The sequence below is a fragment of the Nitratireductor sp. J20-h4 genome, assembly GCF_056780505.1.
On record NZ_CM165557.1, the window covers coordinates 229,012 to 246,986 of the forward strand.

Annotated in this window: 18 protein-coding genes and 1 tRNA gene; 14 read left to right on the forward strand and 5 right to left on the reverse strand. The window is 61.3% G+C overall.

The window, feature by feature from the left end; translation table 11 throughout:
- Positions 1–153: 153 nt before the first annotated feature.
- Genes yidC through rpmH form a run of 3 tightly spaced genes read right to left on the reverse strand, consistent with a single transcriptional unit; the run spans position 154 to position 2,477 of the window.
- The gene (yidC, locus tag ACT2B0_RS01200; RefSeq protein ID WP_473460662.1) at positions 154–1,974 is read right to left on the reverse strand and encodes a membrane protein insertase YidC; all 1,821 of its coding nucleotides are present in this window, start codon (positions 1,972–1,974) and stop codon (positions 154–156) included.
- Entirely contained in the window at positions 1,958–2,287 is a 330-nt protein-coding gene (gene rnpA, locus ACT2B0_RS01205; protein WP_473460663.1) for a ribonuclease P protein component, read from the reverse strand. Before rnpA ends, yidC begins: the two co-directional genes overlap by 17 nt.
- Before the next feature lie 55 nt (positions 2,288–2,342).
- On the reverse strand, positions 2,343–2,477 hold the full coding sequence (gene rpmH, locus ACT2B0_RS01210; RefSeq protein WP_106572747.1) for a 50S ribosomal protein L34: 135 nt from the start codon (positions 2,475–2,477) through the stop codon (positions 2,343–2,345).
- Between the two features lie 335 nt (positions 2,478–2,812).
- Here rpmH and ACT2B0_RS01215 point away from each other — a divergent pair, with 335 nt between their 5' ends.
- The 6 genes from ACT2B0_RS01215 to ACT2B0_RS01240 all read left to right on the forward strand — a co-directional run bounded on the left by ACT2B0_RS01215 (position 2,813) and on the right by ACT2B0_RS01240 (position 9,875).
- Positions 2,813–3,655 carry a DUF547 domain-containing protein gene (locus ACT2B0_RS01215; protein WP_473460665.1) on the forward strand — a complete coding sequence of 281 codons (843 nt, stop codon included), beginning with the start codon at positions 2,813–2,815 and terminating at the stop codon, positions 3,653–3,655.
- Between the two features lie 10 nt (positions 3,656–3,665).
- Positions 3,666–4,412 (forward strand): TVP38/TMEM64 family protein, encoded by a 747-nt coding sequence (locus tag ACT2B0_RS01220; protein ID WP_473460667.1) that lies wholly within the window; start codon positions 3,666–3,668, stop codon positions 4,410–4,412.
- A 60-nt stretch (positions 4,413–4,472) separates the two neighbouring features.
- Entirely contained in the window at positions 4,473–5,903 is a 1,431-nt protein-coding gene (locus ACT2B0_RS01225) for a dihydrolipoyl dehydrogenase family protein (RefSeq protein WP_473460669.1), read from the forward strand.
- A gap of 31 nt (positions 5,904–5,934) precedes the next feature.
- Positions 5,935–7,431: a sensor histidine kinase gene (locus ACT2B0_RS01230; protein ID WP_473460670.1), complete on the forward strand. Its 1,497-nt coding sequence runs from the start codon at positions 5,935–5,937 to the stop codon at positions 7,429–7,431.
- A 517-nt stretch (positions 7,432–7,948) separates the two neighbouring features.
- Positions 7,949–8,025 (forward strand) — tRNA-Arg (locus ACT2B0_RS01235).
- 407 nt (positions 8,026–8,432) lie between these two features.
- A complete protein-coding gene (locus ACT2B0_RS01240) occupies positions 8,433–9,875 on the forward strand; it encodes an AAA family ATPase (protein ID WP_473460671.1) in 1,443 nt (480 codons plus the stop codon).
- Positions 9,876–9,918: 43 nt separating this feature from the next.
- On the opposite strand, the gene ACT2B0_RS01245 is transcribed toward ACT2B0_RS01240, so the two are convergent.
- A complete protein-coding gene (locus tag ACT2B0_RS01245; protein ID WP_473460673.1) occupies positions 9,919–10,563 on the reverse strand; it encodes a hypothetical protein in 645 nt (214 codons plus the stop codon).
- A 56-nt stretch (positions 10,564–10,619) separates the two neighbouring features.
- Between ACT2B0_RS01245 and ACT2B0_RS01250 the strand changes: the two genes are divergently transcribed.
- The 8 genes from ACT2B0_RS01250 (at position 10,620) to ACT2B0_RS01285 (ending at position 17,319) form a co-directional block, all read left to right on the forward strand.
- Positions 10,620–11,144 carry a hypothetical protein gene (locus ACT2B0_RS01250; RefSeq protein ID WP_473460675.1) on the forward strand — a complete coding sequence of 175 codons (525 nt, stop codon included), beginning with the start codon at positions 10,620–10,622 and terminating at the stop codon, positions 11,142–11,144.
- Positions 11,145–11,230: 86 nt separating this feature from the next.
- Positions 11,231–11,461: a hypothetical protein gene (locus ACT2B0_RS01255; RefSeq protein WP_348202900.1), complete on the forward strand. Its 231-nt coding sequence runs from the start codon at positions 11,231–11,233 to the stop codon at positions 11,459–11,461.
- Complete coding sequence (locus tag ACT2B0_RS01260; protein ID WP_348202899.1) at positions 11,458–12,912, forward strand: TolC family protein; 1,455 nt, start codon at positions 11,458–11,460, stop codon at positions 12,910–12,912. Before ACT2B0_RS01255 ends, ACT2B0_RS01260 begins: the two co-directional genes overlap by 4 nt.
- Before the next feature lie 17 nt (positions 12,913–12,929).
- Entirely contained in the window at positions 12,930–14,288 is a 1,359-nt protein-coding gene (locus tag ACT2B0_RS01265; protein WP_473460677.1) for a multicopper oxidase family protein, read from the forward strand.
- 38 nt (positions 14,289–14,326) lie between these two features.
- Positions 14,327–14,803 (forward strand): cupredoxin domain-containing protein, encoded by a 477-nt coding sequence (locus ACT2B0_RS01270; RefSeq protein ID WP_348202897.1) that lies wholly within the window; start codon positions 14,327–14,329, stop codon positions 14,801–14,803.
- A gap of 19 nt (positions 14,804–14,822) precedes the next feature.
- On the forward strand, positions 14,823–15,107 hold the full coding sequence (locus tag ACT2B0_RS01275; protein WP_473460679.1) for a copper-binding protein: 285 nt from the start codon (positions 14,823–14,825) through the stop codon (positions 15,105–15,107).
- Positions 15,108–15,290: 183 nt separating this feature from the next.
- On the forward strand, positions 15,291–15,968 hold the full coding sequence (locus ACT2B0_RS01280; RefSeq protein ID WP_473460681.1) for a response regulator: 678 nt from the start codon (positions 15,291–15,293) through the stop codon (positions 15,966–15,968).
- Positions 15,955–17,319 (forward strand): sensor histidine kinase, encoded by a 1,365-nt coding sequence (locus tag ACT2B0_RS01285; RefSeq protein ID WP_348202894.1) that lies wholly within the window; start codon positions 15,955–15,957, stop codon positions 17,317–17,319. Before ACT2B0_RS01280 ends, ACT2B0_RS01285 begins: the two co-directional genes overlap by 14 nt.
- A 153-nt stretch (positions 17,320–17,472) precedes the next feature.
- Here the strand turns inward: ACT2B0_RS01285 and ACT2B0_RS01290 are convergent, their stop codons facing one another.
- Positions 17,473–17,778: a hypothetical protein gene (locus ACT2B0_RS01290; RefSeq protein ID WP_348202893.1), complete on the reverse strand. Its 306-nt coding sequence runs from the start codon at positions 17,776–17,778 to the stop codon at positions 17,473–17,475.
- Positions 17,779–17,975: the final 197 nt, after the last annotated feature.

Here is a 17,975-nt window from a genome sequence, read left to right on the forward strand (position 1 = left end):
GTCGCGGCCACGGCGGCGTCGATCGAATGGGGTGCCGCGCGCCGCCGGCAAACCGCCGCTTCGCCGTGCGACCGGAAGGTCTTTGCGCCGCACCGGACACGAAAAAGCCCGCGCGCGGCGGGCTTTTTTTTGATTTGCGTCGATCCGGTCCGGCTATTCCGCCGGCTGTTTCGGCTTTTTCTTGAACAGCCCGGCAAGATTGTCCCACAGCTCGATCTTGGCGCCCTGGCGCTTCATGATCACGCCCTGCTGCAGGATCGACAGGAAATTGTTCCAGGCCCAGTAGATGACGAGGCCGGCCGGGAACGTCGCCAGCATGAAGGTGAACACCACCGGCATCCAGGTGAAGATCATCGCCTGGGTCGGGTCGGGCGGCGTCGGGTTCATGCGCATCTGCAGGAACATGGTGACGCCCATGATCAGCGGCCACACCCCGATCATCAGGAAGGCCGGCACGTCGTAAGGCAAAAGGCCGAACAGGTTGAACAGCGACGTCGGATCGGGTGCCGCCAGATCCTGGATCCAGCCGAAGAACGGCGCGTGCCGCATCTCGATGGTGACGTAAAGCACCTTGTAGAGCGCGAAGAAGACGGGGATCTGGATCAGCACCGGCCAGCACCCGGCCAGCGGATTGATCTTCTCCGTCTTGTACAGCTCCATCATCGCCTGCTGCTGCTTCATTTTGTCGTCCGCGTATTTTTCGCGGATTTCCAGCATTTTCGGCTGAACCTTCTTCATGTTCGCCATCGACTTGTACGACTTGTTGGCGAGCGGGAAGAAGATCAGCTTGACGACGACGGTGGTGGCCAGGATCGCCAGGCCGAAATTGCCGAGCTGCTTGTAGAGCCAGTCGATCAGGTAAAACATCGGCTTGGTGATGAAGTAGAACCAGCCCCAGTCGATCAGCAGGTCGAACTGGCGGATCTGCCGGTCTTCCTCATAGGCGTCGACCTTCGACACCTCCTTGGCGCCGGCGAAGACCATCGTCTCCACGGTCGCCGAGCCGCCGGCGTCGACCACCATCGGATCGGACAGGAAATCGGCCTGATAGCGCGACCGCTTGTCGTCGAGATAGACGAAGCGCGGCTGGAAGGGCTGCTTGCCCGACGGCACGATCGCCACGGCCCAGTATTTGTCGGTCATGCCGAGCCAGCCGTCACTCGACTTCGACGGCAGCACCTTGCCGTCCTCCTCGACGTCGGAATAGTCGATTTCCTGCAGGCCTTCCTCGCCGGTGACGCCGATCAGGCCCTCGTGCAGCACGTAGATGCCGGTCGTCTGCGGCTTTTCGAAACGGGTCACCCGACCGTAATTGCTGATCGAGACGGCGTTGCCGGATGCGTTTTCGATCGTGTCGGACAGTGTGAACATATAGTCCGCATCGACCGCGATCGTGCGCTTGAAGGTCAGGCCCTTCTCGTTGGTGAAGGTCAGCACGACCGGCGTCTGCGGCGTCAGCTTCGTATTGCCGCTGACCGTCCACACCGTATCGTAGCTCGGCACCTGGCCCGACGCCTCGCTGCCGACATAGCCGATTTCGACATAATAGGCGTTGGGAACCGCCGACGGGTTGAGGAGCTCGATATTGGGCGAGTCCTTTTCCACCGTCACGCGGTAGTCTTTCAGCAAAAGGTCGTCGATGCGCCCGCCCGTCAGGTTGATCGAGCCCGCCAGGCGCGGCGTGTCGATGACCACGCGTCCGCCACCGGCAAGCGCGCCGTCGCGTCCCGCCTGTCCGTTGGTCCCCTCCGACACGCCGGCCGGCGCCGTGCCGGGGATGTCGGGGTTCACGGCCGCCGGGGCGTCGGGCGCGCCCGACGCCTTTTCGGCAATGTCGACCTCGGCCTGCTCGGTCTCGATGCGGGCCTGTTCGCGTTGGGTCTCGATCTTCGGATTGACGTAGAAGACCTGCCACACCGTCAGGATCAGGATCGACAGCGCGATCGTGATGAAGAAATTACGGTTGTTTTCCATCAGGAGCGGTTCCGCGCATTCGTCGGGAGAGTTCGCTTTTCAGCTGGTCGAAGGGGATCGCCGCGATCTCGCGGCGCCCGACGATCACATAGTCCTTGCCGCGCGCCATGTCATCCGCCGCGTGTGTCCGCACGGCTTCCTTGAGGCGTCGTCGGATAAGGTTACGTATGACGGCGTTGCCGGCCTTTTTTGTGACCGTCAGCCCAAGGCGCGGCGCGTCGTTGTCGCCTCGGTCGAAAACCTCGAGCAAAAACAGACGCCCGCGGCGTTTTTCGCCGCGTCGCGCTGCCAGAAAATCGGCGCGTTTGCGCATTCGTTCCGGCAGGTTTGCGCTGCGCCGGTCGCCGGTCAATGCCCGGCCGGCCCGATTAGGCCGAAAGCCGGCTGCGGCCGCGGTTGCGCCGCGCCGCGATGACGCGACGACCACCCTTGGTCGCCATGCGGGCGCGGAAACCATGACGGCGTTTGCGCACGAGCTTGGACGGCTGATAGGTACGTTTCATTTATTTAATACCGCGGCGTGCGGCCCTTCTTGGATCTATCTCTTCAAAGCAGGAGCTTTCGGATCTTGCCGTGGGCGCACATAGATGGCGCCGGGCCACGGACCCGAACGTGCGGCGGCTTATAGAAAGATGACTGCCGGAAGTCAATGAAAAGCCGGCGCGCTGCGCGCTGGCGACAGAATTGCCATGGCAAGACGGCTCACGAAAGGGTGAGGCCGTTTCCGAGCACGGTCAATAGACGGTGAGATCGCGCCCTGACGGGTTGTACCCATCCGGTTGCTGGGCCAATTCGGGTGGGTGTGTCTTTGCCGCGCCCAACGCCACAGGATTATGCCATGCCCGATGCCGCCACCCATGAACCGACCCTGCGCGCGACACGGCGCCACGTGCTGGCCGGCGGCGGCGCGGCCGCGCTTCTGGCAATGGCGGGCGTGCCGGCCTTGGCGGCGCCGATCGACGCATTCCGGCCGCGCGGCGCGGGCGGGGTCGACCACACCGCTTTTGACCGCCTCTTGCAAACCCATGTCAAGCCGGACAAAAACGGCTACAACCGTGTCGACTATCGCGGTTTTGCCGCGTCCGGCCACACGGTCTTGAAGTCCTATCTCGACCTCCTGGAACAGGCCCGTCCGTCGACCTTCGCGCGCGCCGAGGCCCATGCCTACTGGATCAATCTCTATAACGCCAAGACCTTGGACGTGGTGCTCGACAATTATCCGGTGCGTTCGATCAAGACCATCAATCTCGGCGGCGGCGGACTGTTCGGCCGCGGCCCCTGGTCGAAGACGTTGATCCGCGTCGAGGCGCGCGACCTGTCGCTCGACGATGTCGAGCACCGCATCGTGCGGCCGCTCTTTGCCGATCCGATGAGCCACTACGCGCTCAACTGCGCCTCCTATTCCTGCCCGAACCTGGCCACCCGCGCTTTCACCGGCGCCAATCTGGACCGCCTGATGGCCGGCAACGCGGCCGCCTATGTCAATCACGAGCGCGGCGTCATGGTTGCCGGCGGCGCTCTTACCGCCTCCAAGCTCTATGCCTGGTATGCGTCGGATTTCGGGGGCAGGGGGCGGCTGAAGAAGCACTGGAGCGGGTTCGCCAAACCGCCCCTCAAAAGCGCGATCGAGGCAGCGCGGCTCGGCGGGTTCGTTTATGACTGGGCGCTCAACGATGTCTGAGGAGACGACCATGTCAGGCGATGCCGGCAAGACGCCGACCGGCGGCGCCCGAACCCTGTGGCGCTACGCGCCGATCGCCATCGTCGTCGCCGGCCTGGGTTTCGGCTATGCGATGGGCTGGCACAGGGTCCTGTCGCTCGCCTATCTTTCGGAAAGCCGCGAGACGCTGGCCGCCTTCGTCGCGGCGCATCATGTCCGCTCGCTCGTGCTGTTTTTCGTCGCCTATGTGCTGGCCGTGGCGTTTTCCTTTCCGGCGGCCTCGGTACTGACCATCCTCGCCGGCTTCCTGTTCGGCTGGCTGGTCGGCGCGGCGCTGGTCGTTTTCGCCGCGACACTCGGCGCGACACTCCTCTTTCTGGCCGCGCGCACCGCGTTCGGTGATGTGCTGCATCGCAGGCTCGGCGCGCGCGTGGCGCGTCTGGCCGACGGTTTCGAGCGCGACGCGTTCGGCTATCTGCTCGTGCTCAGGCTGGCGCCGATTTTCCCGTTCTGGATCGTCAACATCGCGCCGGCCTTTTTCGCGGTGAGGCTGCGCACCTATGTCGCCGCCACCTTCATCGGTATCCTGCCCGGCACGCTCGCCTATGCCTGGCTCGGCGAGGGGCTCGACAGCGTCCTGGTCGCGGCCGGGCAATCCGGGCAGGACATATCGCTACGCGATCTTGTCACTCCCGAAATCACGCTCGCCTTCGTCGCGCTCGCCCTTGTTGCGGCGATCCCCACCATCGTAAGGAAGGTCAGGGGCCGGCGCGCCTGAGGCGCGGCGTCGCCGCGCCGCCGCGAAGGCCGGTGGCTCGGGGCCATGCGAAGGGATCTTATGACCGATACGATATTGAAACCGGATATTTGCGTCATCGGCGCCGGCTCCGGCGGCCTGTCGGTTGCGGCTGCCGCCGCGGCGTTCGGCGTATCCGTCGTGCTCGTTGAAAAGGGCAGGATGGGCGGCGATTGCCTCAACTATGGATGCGTTCCCTCCAAGGCGCTGATCGCGGCCGGCAAGCGGGCCGCCGCGATGCGCGGCGCCTCGGCCTTCGGCATCGCCGATGTCGAGCCCAAGGTGGATTTCAGGGCGGTGAACCGCCATGTCCAGGACGTGATCGCGGCGATCGCGCCGAACGATTCGGTCGAACGCTTCACCGCGCTCGGCGTTCATGTCATCCGCGCGCAGGCGCGTTTCACCGGCCCGCGCACGGTCGTTGCCGGTGACACCGAGATTCGCGCCCGCCGCTTCGTCGTCGCCACCGGCTCCTCGCCGATGGTGCCGCCGATCCCTGGGCTCGACGATGTCGATTTCCTCACCAACGAGACGATTTTCGATCTCACCCGCCGGCCGTCGCGGCTGATCGTCATCGGCGGCGGGCCGATCGGCATCGAGCTCGCCCAGGCCCATCGCCGTCTGGGTTCGGAGGTGACGGTGGTCGAGGCGTTGTCCGCGCTCGGCAAGGACGATCCCGAGGCGGTTGCGCCGGTCCTGGAGCGGTTGCGCGGCGAAGGCGTCGTCATTCGCGAAAACACCGCCGTCGCGCGGGCCGAACGCCGCGGCAAGACCGGGGTGCGGGTGTTTGTCGAGACGCAGGACGGCCTCGAGCCCATCGACGGCAGCCATCTGCTGGTCGCCACCGGCCGGGCCGCCAATGTCGACGGGCTCGGCCTCGACGAGGCCGGCATCGCCTACGACAAAAAGGGCGTGAAGGTCGACGCGAAACTGCGCACTACCAACCGGCGCGTCTACGCCATCGGCGACGTCGCCGGCGGGCTGCAGTTCACCCATGTCGCCGGCTATCATGCCGGGCTGGTGATCCGCGCGCTGCTGTTTCGCCTGCCGGCGCGCGAGAACCGCGCCATCCTGCCGCGGGTCACCTACACCGATCCCGAACTCGCCCAGATCGGCATGACCGAGGCCGAGGCCATCGAGGCCGGTGGCCGGGTGCGCATTCTGCGCTGGCCCTATGCCGAGAACGACCGCGCCCTGGCCGAGCGCCAGACGGCCGGTTTCATCAAGCTGATGGCGGACCGGCGCGGCCGGCTGCTCGGCGTCACGATCGTCGGCGCCAATGCCGGCGAGATGATCAATCTGTGGGCGCTCGTCCTGTCGAAAAAGCTGCGTCTGCGCGATGTCGCCGCCTATGTGCCGGCCTATCCGACGATGAGCGAAATTGGCAAACGCGCCGCGATCACCTATTTTTCGGGTGCAGCCCGCAAGCCGATGGTCAGGCGGCTGATCGCGTTTTTGCGATTGTTCGGCTGACCGGCCGGCCGGCGCGGGCGAGAAAGGCGCGATGACGCGGTACGACAAAGCCCAGCACGGTCACGACACGGGTCCGGACGGTTCGGCCGGTCCGGTCGCCTGGCCCTATCGCCTGTCGACCAAGCTTCTGCTCTTGACCATCGTCTCGGTGCTGATCGCCGAGGTGCTGATCTTCATTCCCTCCGTCGCCAATTTCCGGCTGCGCTGGCTCGAGGAGCGCCTGTCGACGGCGGCCGCCGCCAGTGTGCCGCTGATCGAAAGCGGCGGGATCGAGCTGCCGCCGCAATTGCGCGACGACGTCCTGATGGCGCTCGGCGCCAAGGCGATCGCCGTGCGCGACGAGGGCGTGTCCCGGCTTCTGGTGAGCGCCGACATGCCGCCCGATGTCGACGAGCACGTCACCCCGTCCGAGGTCGGGCCGCTGGCTGCGATCGCCGGCGCGCTCGACACCATGCTGGATGGCGGCGATCGCATGCTGCGCGTCTACGGGCGTGTCGGCGACAGCCCGATGGATTTCGAGCTGATCCTGCCCGACGCCAAGCTGCGCGCGGCCATGTTCGTCTATGCGCGCAATGTCGCGCTGTTGTCGCTGCTGATTTCGCTGATCACCGCCGGCCTGGTGTTCTTCGCCATCCACGCACTGATGATCAGGCCGATCCACGGCATGCGCCGGGCCATGTCCGCCTTCGCCGAGGCGCCCGACGATCCCGGCCGCATCATCCGCCCCTCGGGCCGGCGTGACGAGATCGGCATTGCCGAGCGCGAATTGTCGGTGATGCAGAACCAGCTCCACCACACGCTGGGCGAGCAGAAGCACCTCGCCGATCTCGGCCTGGCGGTATCCAAGATCAATCACGACATGCGCAACATCCTCGCCTCCGCGCAGCTGATCTCGGACCGGTTGCGCGCGGTCAAGGATCCGTCCGTGCAGATGTTCGCGCCCAAGCTGGTGCGCGCCATCGACCGCGCCGTCGGTTACACCGAGCGCGTTCTGGCCTATGGCCGCGCCCACGAGGCGCCGCCGACGCGCCGCATCCTGCGGCTGCAGACCCTTGTCGCCGAGGTCGAGGGGCTGGTCGGCCTCGATCCGCGCGCCGACATCGAGTTCGTCAACACCGTCGCGCCCGATTTCGAGGTCGACGCCGATGCCGAGCAGCTGTTCCGCGTCCTCAACAATCTGTGCCGCAACGCCGTCCAGGCGATGGCGGCCGACCGGGAGGGCTCGCTTGTGCGCCGGCTGACCGTGTCGGCCGAGCGCGAGGGCAGCGTCAGCCGCATCTACGTGGAAGACACCGGTCCCGGCCTGCCGGCCAAGGCGCGCGACAATCTGTTCGCCGCCTTCCGCGGCGCGGCGCGCTCCGGCGGCACCGGGCTCGGACTGGCGATCGCCCATGAGCTGGTGCGCGCCCATGGCGGCACGATCGAGCTGGTGGAAAGCGTCGGCGGGCGCACCCGCTTCTTGATCACGATTCCCGACCAGCCGGTCCGCCTCGACGAGGCGCGCCAGACCATCCGCCGCCCGGCCTGAGCACGCCGGTTCCGCCCGGACGGGCGCGCCTTCAAGCGGTGGATCGTTTGACGGGTTCGGTCTGAAAGGCCGGACCGGTCGCGCCGGCAACCAGCCGTCCGCGGCGCGATCGACGATCGGGCGCGGGTTTTGACGGCCAGGCCCGGTTGTGTCGGGCGTGCCCCTCGAAACCGCCCGGGAGAGGGCGCAAGCCCGTTTTGAGCCTTGCCGGGCGAAACGGACGCCGGTTCGCCTGGAAGCGCGGCACGACAGGACGTGAGAGCCGGTCTGCGGTTCCGTGAAATCCAGAACGGCTCGAGGCCGGCAGCGCCTGGTGGTCCTGGGAGCAGCGTATGAACGGCAACCGCCCGACCTCGGTCTTTGAGCCTTTTTCGGCGCCGCCGGCGGCCGGCTGCCGAAACGGCAAAGTTTTCGCCCCCGCCCGCTTGCTTTTCGCCCGCGTCTTCATTAGGTAGCGATCTCGTTTGCGGATGGCAGCAATGCTCGTCTGCGGGCTGCTCTTGTCGCAGCCCCGTGCGCGCCCGTAGCTCAGCTGGATAGAGCACCAGACTACGAATCTGGGGGTCAGAGGTTCGAATCCTTTCGGGCGCGCCATTTCACATTTCTTTACTTTTTTTCAGCCAACCCATTGAAATCATTCAATAATCTGAGTTCGAGCTCGCGATTTTTTTAATGCGCACAACTTACGGCCATTTTCGTAGAGTTTTTCGAACTCTCGCAAGGGCGGCAGCGGCTCATTCTCCTGTTTGATGGGGCTTGAGCCGCTCCGCAAGCGAGTTCGAACTTTTGAAAGCCGCAATGCCCAAAATGTCGGACATTTCCCAATCCCATCGAAATCCGTTTATCGCATTCCGCAAGATGTGTGTTGTCAGACCACACCATCCTGGCAAGAGAGACGCTGCGCTCTCCCGTTGCATCCCTCTGGCTTCAAGAATACATTCTGATATATTGAAAGTTGCATTTTAAACATAGAGATTTCAGGTAAAAAGCGGTAAAAAATTATGAATATAAACATTGGTGGTCGCTCCCTTAACAATATCGGGCAAATCAATGTCGTTTTGGGGAAAAATGGCTGTGGCAAAAGCGGCCTTTTGAGGCACTTGGACCAAGAATATAAAGGAACAGGACAAAACATCGGGCTTGTCAAATATCTGAGCCCAGAGCGCGGTGGACAGCTCATTTCTGAGTCTAGCATCTTCGATGCTATGCAGAATAATATTGATTGGAGTTCAAATGCTCGGCGGAAAAACCGTGTCAATAATTTTCGTCAAATGAGTATGGCAGAGTTTAAAATTCTCGAAACATTGGTTCTAAGAACGATAGAAAACGACAGAGAAATCAGGAATTCAGATTTCACTTTCGAAGACACAATTGGACAAATTAACGGGCTATTAGATAACATCAGAATAATGCGCGGAAATCGCAGCGGCTTTGAAACCAAGGGAAAAAGAGATGATTCCAGCCGCAGCCCAGAACAGCTGAGTAGTGGGGAGTCTGAACTTATAAGTGTTGCCATCGAGATCCTCTCCTTCGTTTATCAAACAAAGAGCGAAGATAATGTGGACAAAGATCATATCCTTTTGCTGGATGAACCCGATGTCCATCTGCATCCGGATCTCCAGGCCCGTTTGGTAAAATTGCTGGTGGACAATGTACGCGGCCAGCGCATCACCGTTTTTGTTGCTACCCACAGCACAGCCTTTTTAGGAAGTCTGGATCCGGAATTAACGCATGTGTGTTTTATGCGATCCGGTGCGACAACTTATGACTTCCTGTCCATATCAGAGGCGCTGGAAAGAACGCTTCCCATTTTTGGCGCGCATCCGTTGTCGAACGTCTTCAATAACAGCCCGATCCTTTTGGTCGAAGGGGAAGATGATGAGCGCATATGGCAGCAGGCCGGAAGATCATCGCTTGGCCGGATCAAAGTCTGGCCGTGTGCCGCCGGCGATGTTCAATCTCTGGACGAATATGAAGATACGGTATCGTCCATTATCGACGCGGTATATGACGATGCAAAAGCATACTCTTTGCGCGATCGGGATGAAGAACAATATGACATCACCGATAAGACAAATGTCATTCGGTGCCGTTTAAATTGTAAAGCAGCAGAAAATCTCATTTTATCCGATGATGTGCTTTCCCTATTAGGAACGACATGGGCGGAGATGCAGACCAGAATCACCGATTGGATCCACAGGAACCCTGAACATTCCAAAAACGGTTTTATGACCGTGTTTGTCGGGAATTTTGATCGCAGAAATGCGAACTTGAAAGAGATCCGTCTTATCCTGATGGATCTGGCGGGGTCAAACAAGCCGTGGGAGGTGGCGGTAGGGCAAGGGATTGCCGCCTTGACGACTGCCTCCAGTAGAGAAGATGGCAGCCTGGCTGATTTTTTGGGTTCAAAAATTATAAACGCTCTAAGTTTGATGCCTGAGTGATCCGCTAGCTCCCTTCTTTCTGTGGTAAACAGAAAGGGTCGAATTAGTTTGAACTGTCTCTTCCCGGGCGCGCCATACCGTTCTCACCATCGCCAAGAGCACCTAACACCCTGAATGGTATAGACAAATTTTCCGTTCTAAATCCCGTTTCGTGGGCATAGCGCAGGCGGTCGGCAAATGCGAGTTTAAGCACCGTGCGCCGGTTCTCCAGCTTGCCAGAAACCCACTGATCCCAGGGGGTCGCCAGGAATCCGAGCGCCGTTCTAAGTGTATCGTCGAAGCTGCTTTTCGGACGTTTGGCATCCGCCATGCTTTCCCGGACGACCAGTTTCTCCTCTTCCAGCTTGGCAATGCGGTCCTCGTAGGCGCCGATGACGCTCGGCGTCCTCGCTTCGACCACGCGTTCCAGGAACTGCCCGATCTGCCTGTCAATCTCGGTCAGGCGTTTGCCGAGCGACCGGGACTGCGACTGCGTTTGCTCGCCGATATGGTTCCACCATTCGCGCAGCATGCCGCACGCGATGCGAAACAGGTTTTCACTCGGTTGCAACTCTTTCAGAAGGTTCTCGAACTCGCCTTCGATCCTGTCCCGCCGGATCGACTTGCCGTAGCTGTCACGGTCGGTCGGGTCTTGAGCGGAGACGTCAGGATCCTGCCTGCCACCGGCGGGTCGAAGCAATGGTACCATCCGACGTTCTGGTCCTATCTGTGGACCGGAATGATCAAGGGCGTGTGGTGAAGCCGATGCTGACGGCTTCGGCTCTTGAGCCTCATCGCAGCCGGCACCCGGATGTGGCCGAAATATCCCACTTGACATCCGGTACGCGGATCAAGCTTATTCGCACCATGAAAGTCGGACATGCCATCAAGCGGACTTATGCCGCGCCGCTCCAGCTGGCGCTCGCTTTTCTTTTTCTTGCCTTCACGTCGGTGCAGCCGGGTCTGTTCTCGATGGCGAGCGCCGAGCGGCTGACCGCCAAGCCCGCCGAAATATCACAGGGTCACGCGCCGCATGCGGTGGCGGACCATGCGCATGAAGGTGGCCATGACGCCGACGCAGATGCCGGCCACGCACAAAGCAAGGCCCAGCATCACGAGACCGGCAAGTTTGCCGATGGCGGCTGCGTGGTCCATTGCGCGCCGGTCACCGCGGTGCCGGTCGACTGCCCGTTCCTGCAATGGCCGGCCGGCAGTGGCCACGGGGTGACGCACATCGTCGCGCTCGTCGACAGCGACACCAGCGTCCTCGCAAGACCTCCCAGATCCTGAACTGACGCGCCCGCATCGGGCGGAGCCTGCCGCGTGACGTTTCGTGTCACGACGGCACGATCCCTCTTTCAGTTCAGGTATTCAGGATGAAACTTGCATTTGTTGCGGTGCTCGCGCCGCTTTCACTTGCCGCATGCGCAGCGCCGCCGCCGGTCGTGCTGCCGGCTTACAACGCAGCCGACCCGGCCATGGGCGTGCGCGAAACCAGCTATCGTCCCGTCGTGGGTGATTATCACCATCGCCAGCCGGTCGGTCCGCAGGATTGGCGGCGGCTCAACGAGCGGTTGTCGCCGGCTTCGAAAGGAGCCGGGTCATGAGGATTATCACTGCCAAGGTTATCACCCTCGCGGCGTTGCCTCTTCTCGCCGCCGGTTGCGCCACGACCGCAGCGGTCGACACCGATCCGTTAAACGCCTTTGCGCCCGTTTCCGACCGAACCGCGTCGGTGACCGGCAAACAGACGGTCTGGGTCCAGTCCGCCGAGGAGGCACGCAAGGTCGGCGACCGTGTGCAGGCGCTGGTTCGAAACAGGACGGTCGGACCCGACACGGCCGTGCAGGTGGCGCTGCTCAACAACAAGGGGCTTCAGGCCGCCTATGCCGATGTAGGCCTTTCGCAGGCCGAGGTCTGGCAGCAGAGCCTGCTCGTGAATCCGACCGTCTCGGTCGGTCTGACCGGCGTCGACCCGGTCCGCTCCATCGAGGCGACGGTGGCCAACAACATCCTCGCAGTGATCACGCGGCCGAAGCGCATGGCCATCGCCGATACCCGGCTAAGGCAGGCACAGTTGCGTGCTGCCGAAGAAACGCTGCGCCTGGCTGCCGACACGCGGCGGGCATGGATCGACGCGGTTTCGGCGTGGGAAAGGGTCGCCTATCTCAATCAGGCCCAGGCGGCCGCCGATGCCGCCTCGGAACTTGCCAAGAAGCTCGGCGAGACTGGCGCCTTCACCAAGACCGGCCAGGCGCGCGAGCACGTGTTCTATGCCGAATTGGCCGGTCAGACCGCTGAAGCCCGCATGCAGGCGCGCATGGCCAAGGAGGCGCTGACCCGCCTCATGGGCCTCTGGGGCTCCGACCTCGACTATCAGGTACCCAACGCGCTGCCTTCGCTGCCGAAGCGGCCAACGGCCAAGCGGGCGATCGAGGCCGAGGCGCTGCGCAACCGCGTCGACCTGGAGGTGGCGCGGCTGGAACTGGAAGCCTTGGCCCGCGCCTACGGGCTGACCTCGGCGACCCGTTACCTGACCGATCTCGATATTGTCTCAGGGGCCGAAGTCGAGCGCGAAGAAGAGGATGACGGCACTACCACAACCACAACCACATCGAGGATCGAGCTGGACTTCGTGATCCCGATCTTCGACAGCGGCCAGGCACGCCTGCGCAAGGCCGAACTCGCCTACATGCGGGCAGCGAACCTGTTGGCCGAAAAGGCGGTGAACGTTCGCTCGGAGGCTCGCAGCGCCTATGACGGCTATCGATCGAGCTATGATATCGCCCGGCATTACCGCAACAATGTCGTGCCGTTGAGGACCACCATCGAGGAAGAGTCGGTGCTGACCTATAACGGTATGATCACCAACACGTTCGAGCTCTTGGCCGACACACGCGCGAAGATTGGCACGATCATGCTGTCGCTGAACGCCAAGCGCCAGTTCTGGCTGGCCGACGTCGACCTCGGCACCGCTGTCAATGGCGGCGGCTCGGGTTCGTCCCCGGCCGTTGCGACGGAGGTTGCGGCGGCTGGTGACGGCGGCGGCGGACATTGAGCATGGGAACCGGAAAAATGATCACCAGACGACAAATCCTCGGTGGCGGCGCGTTCCTTGCAGGAGCGGCCGCCTGGACGAAGACCTCCGCAATGGGCCTGCCCGAAGCGCCGATCATGGAATCGGCCGACATGCAGCCGCCATTGTTCCCATCGAGCGGACCGGACTACCAGCCCGTCGTCACCCTCAACGGCTGGACGCTGCCGCATCGCTTGAACGGCGATGTCAAGGAGTTCCATCTCGTGGCCGAACCGGTCGAACGCGAGCTGGCGCCCGGCATGACTGGCTATCTGTGGGGATACAATGGGCAGTCGCCCGGCCCGACCATCGAGGCCGTGGAGGGCGACCGGGTACGTATCTTCGTCACCAACCGACTGCCGGAGCACACCACGATCCACTGGCACGGCATGATCCTGCCCTGCGGCATGGACGGGGTGACCGGACTGACCCAGCCCGGCATCCCGCCCGGCAAGACCTTCGTCTACGAGTTTGACCTCGTGAAGAGCGGCACCTTCATGTACCACCCGCACGCCGACGAGATGGTGCAGATGGCGATGGGCATGATGGGCTTTTTCGTCATTCACCCGAAGGACCCGGCGGAGCAGCGGGTCGACCGTGACTTTGTCTTCCTGCTCAACGCCTTCGACATCGACCCCGGATCTTACGTGCCGCGTGTCATGGAGATGACGGACTTCAACATATGGTGCTGGAACAGCCGCATCTTCCCGGCCATCAGTCCACTGGTGGTTGCCAAGGACGATCGGGTGCGGGTGCGTGTAGGGAATCTGACGATGACCAACCACCCGATCCACATGCATGGCTACGACTTCGAGGTTACCTGTACCGATGGCGGCTGGGTACGCCCGGAGGCGCGCTGGCCCGAAGTCTCCATCGACATTCCCGTGGGGGCCATGCGCGCCTACGAATTCGACGCCAGGTATCCCGGCGACTGGGCCATCCACTGCCACAAATCGCATCACACCATGAACGCGATGGGCCACGACGTGCCGACCTTCATCGGCGCCGACAAGACCGAGGTCGCCAAGAAAATCCGGCGCGTGCGGCCGGAATACATGGCCATGGGCACTCGCGGCATGGCCGACATGGGCGAGATGGAGATGCCGCTGCCTGACAATACTGTCAAGATGATGGAAGGCTGGGGACAATTCGGCGCGATAGAGATGGGCGGCATGTTCTCCGTGGTGAAGGTTCGCGAGGGACTGGCCGCCGACGATTACGCCGACCCAGGCTGGTACCAGCATCCGGCCGGCACCGTCTCTTACGAATGGACAGGCGACACGCCCGAACCAACAAGATCAGGCAACACAAAAATGATGGCCCCGGCCGATCCGCAAGCGGGACACAATCAGGGATGAAACTCCGTCGACCGACAAGCAACCAGGAAAGGAACAGCATGAAATATCTGATCATTGGGCTCACCGCGTCAGCGCTCGCAGTGGGCGCGGCGCAAGCAGCCGGCAAACACGCTGGTGGACACGACGAAATGGCAATCGGCAAGCCTGCGGAGGCGGCCAAGGCAGAACGGACCGCGGCCATTACCATGTTGGAGAACGACGACGGCGAGATGCTGTTCGAACCGGCCTCGCTGGAGGTGAAGGAGGGCGAGACCATTCGCCTCAGCTTCGTCAACAAGGGCGAAACCGACCACGAGTTCGTAATGGACAACCATGAGGAACTCATGAAGCACAAGGAGATGATGGCGAAGTTTCCGGAGATGGAACACGACGATCCCAATTCCGTTCGGCTCGCGCCGGGTGAGAAGGGAGAGATCGTCTGGACCTTCGCCAAGGCCGGAGACTTCGCGTTCGCCTGCCTCATTCCGGGCCACTACGAAGCCGGCATGAAGGGCGACATCACGGTCAGCCAATAAGTTGAAAGGAAAGACAAGCATGAAACCCATCGGAACCGCGATCGCCGCCCTCGGCTTGGCGTTCTCGCTCGGCGGTGCAGCCTTGGCCTCCGAGTACACCAAGGGCGAGGTGACCAAGATCGACGCCAAGCAGAAAAAGCTGACGATCAGGCACGAGGAACTGAAGAATCTCGACATGCCGGCCATGAAGATGGTGTTTGTCGTTGCCGACGACGCCATGATCGACAGGGTCAAGGAAGGCCAGCCGATCGAGTTCGTCGCCGAACGCGTAAATGGCCGGCTCACGGTCACCGAGATCAAGTAGCGAATCTCGGTTCCCGGTCCGGCAAATCGGACCGAAGTGAGACTCCAGCCCATCCCAACAACCAGAACGGTCTAATCCGTCGAAAGGAGATGCAGCGTACCCGCCGCCAGACGCGGCGGGTGCGCTTTGCGCCTGCCAGAGGTCACCCATGTCGGCATAACCACAACCGAGAAGGCGACCACAATGAAAATACTCCTGGTCGAGGACGATGACCGGACCAGCAACTACATTGCCAGCGGACTGCACTCGTCGGGACACACCGTCGATATTCTGAAGGATGGTCGCGATGCACTCGGTATCGGCCTTAGAGAGCCCTATGACGTGGCTATCGTTGACCGCATGCTGCCCGGCTTGGATGGCCTTGCACTTGTAAAAAGCCTGCGTGCAGCTGGTGGCAAGATTCCAATTTTGTTTCTTACCTCCCTTGGAGGCGTCGAAGATCGAGTCGCGGGACTGGAAGCCGGCGCAGATGACTATCTAGTGAAACCGTTTGCGTTCTCCGAGCTAACGGCACGCGTCAGCGCCCTCGCACGCCGCCCTCCTATCTCTGGCGAGAAAACCCGCTTGCAGGTGGCAGACCTCGAATTGGACCTCGTGCGGCGAGTAGCCAAGCGACAAGGCAAAGTGATTGATCTTTTGCCGCGTGAATTTGCCCTGCTGGAAATTTTCATGCGCAGCGAAGGTCGCATCATGACCAAACACATGCTCCTGGAACGCATATGGAATTTCAATTTCGATCCACAGAGTACAGTCGTCGAGACTCATGTCAGCAGGTTGCGAAGTAAGATTGACAAGCCTTTTGAATTTCCATTGCTTCACACGACGAGAAACACTGGTTACAGTCTTCATGTTCCAAGGTAATATCGCACGTACCACGTCGTTTCGTCTTTCAATACTTTATGTAACTCTCTTTCTTGTCTGCTATCTCGGGGTAAATTTGGTTGCCTACAAGATGGTCGCCAGTCATCTCAGCCAACGTCTTGATTCGCACGTCATGGAGCGCTTTCGAGAAATCCAAACAGCTTTCGACAAGCGAGGACTGGCCGGCGCCAGCGCGATGATTGAAAACCACGGTCCTGCTATCCGAGGCCAGGAAACAATCTATTCGCTACGTGGACCGGACGGCGCCCTGCTCGCCGGTAACGTCGACATCACTGACGTGGCGCCAGGCTTCTCTACGCTAGATGCAAGTAATCACAGCGCCATCCCAGTCAACTATCGACTCTATCGGAACGCGCTTGGCCCGGCGGAACTCATCATCGGTGTGAGCTACAATGATACCAACAGCCTGCGCAGCATCGCCCTGACAAGTTTCGGTTGGGCGACGGCCATAGCTCTCGCGACCGGACTGGGCGGGGGCGCCTTTCTCGCCATGAGGACGCGAAAACGGATCGCAGCATTGTCGGCCGTCATGCGCGAGGTGGCTTCCGGGAAGCTTTCAACGCGCTTGCCGGTCTCCTCGCGCATGGATGACATTGACGCGCTATCGGAAGAGGTAAATGTTTCACTTGGGTACCTCGAAGCCAGCGTCAATGCCATGCGGCAGGTTACCACCGACATTGCTCATGATCTCAAGACTCCGATCTCCCGCTTGTTCCTGCTGCTAGAGGCTGCGGCACAAGCCTCAACCCTTGGCGCTGCCCGTCCGCTAATTCAGACCGCCTTGACCGATATCCGCGCGATTACTGCGACGTTCGATGCGCTCCTGCGCATTTCCCAAATTGAGGCCGGGGTGCAAAGGCAGCGGTTTCGGCGAATTAACGTGCATGACCTTCTCCAGGATGTGTTCGAAGTTTATGCTGAAATTGCCGGCAACAAAGGGAGCCAGGTTCGTCTTGCCATGGAGCGGGGCGGCCAGACCATGCTACGGGGTGATCCGGATCTGCTGAGACAGATGCTAGCCAACCTCGTCCAAAATGCCATTAGTCACACGCAGCCCGGTTCGCAGATTGAGATTGGAAGCGAAACGCAGAGGGGCGAGGTCGTTATTGTGGTCAAAGACGACGGCCCTGGCATTCCGCTTGAAGAGCGATCGAATGTTTTCAAGCGCTTCTATCGATTGGACAGGAGCCGACGGACGGAAGGCTCGGGGCTGGGACTGAGCATGGTAAAGGCCATATCTGATCTACATGGTGCTGCGCTTCACCTAGCAGATAACAGGCCGGGGTTGGCCGTTCACATTCGATTTCCGAAGCTGGGCGATAGTTTATAGAAAAACCCGCCCGCGGAGGTCAGGCACGCGGGCGGGCAAAGGGCATCACATGGAGATGCTTTCTCATCTAGAGATGCAGGTGTACCCTTACAGAGCGAGTTAAGCTGCACTTTTCTCCGTGTTTACATCTTTGTAAAAATGCTCACCGTCGAACTACCGTCCCCCCCGGTAGTCAAAACCACGCTCCCATTGCGCGAGGGGCCGAATGTATTGGACCGTGTCGTAGCGGTCGTTCCTTCGTTCAACCAGTCCGTTTTCCATCACAGTAAACGTAACGTTCGGGTCAGAAACCGAGGTCACCGAGTCGCCAGGGCTGCCTTTTCCCTGCAGCAACGCTTCTACGCGCTGCGCGTTTGAGACAGCCGAAGTCGTCAAAGGATCAGCCGTCCGCTGGTGTGGGAAAGCCAGAGATGCTGAACTGAGCAACAAGGCTGTAGTGATTGCGGTGATGCGGGTCATTGTCTTCTCCAATTTCTACGGGGTGACAGGTTGCTCACCCGGACAACTGCACCGGCCGCGGCCGCAACGTTCTCCCAGAGAGGGTCTCGACCCTTGCCTCCTGAAGAACATGGAGCTCAGTACCGATGCTGGAATGAATTTAGAGACCGCGGTTCACTTCGCCTTTTCGTCCGACTTACGAATCTGACAAACGCCAT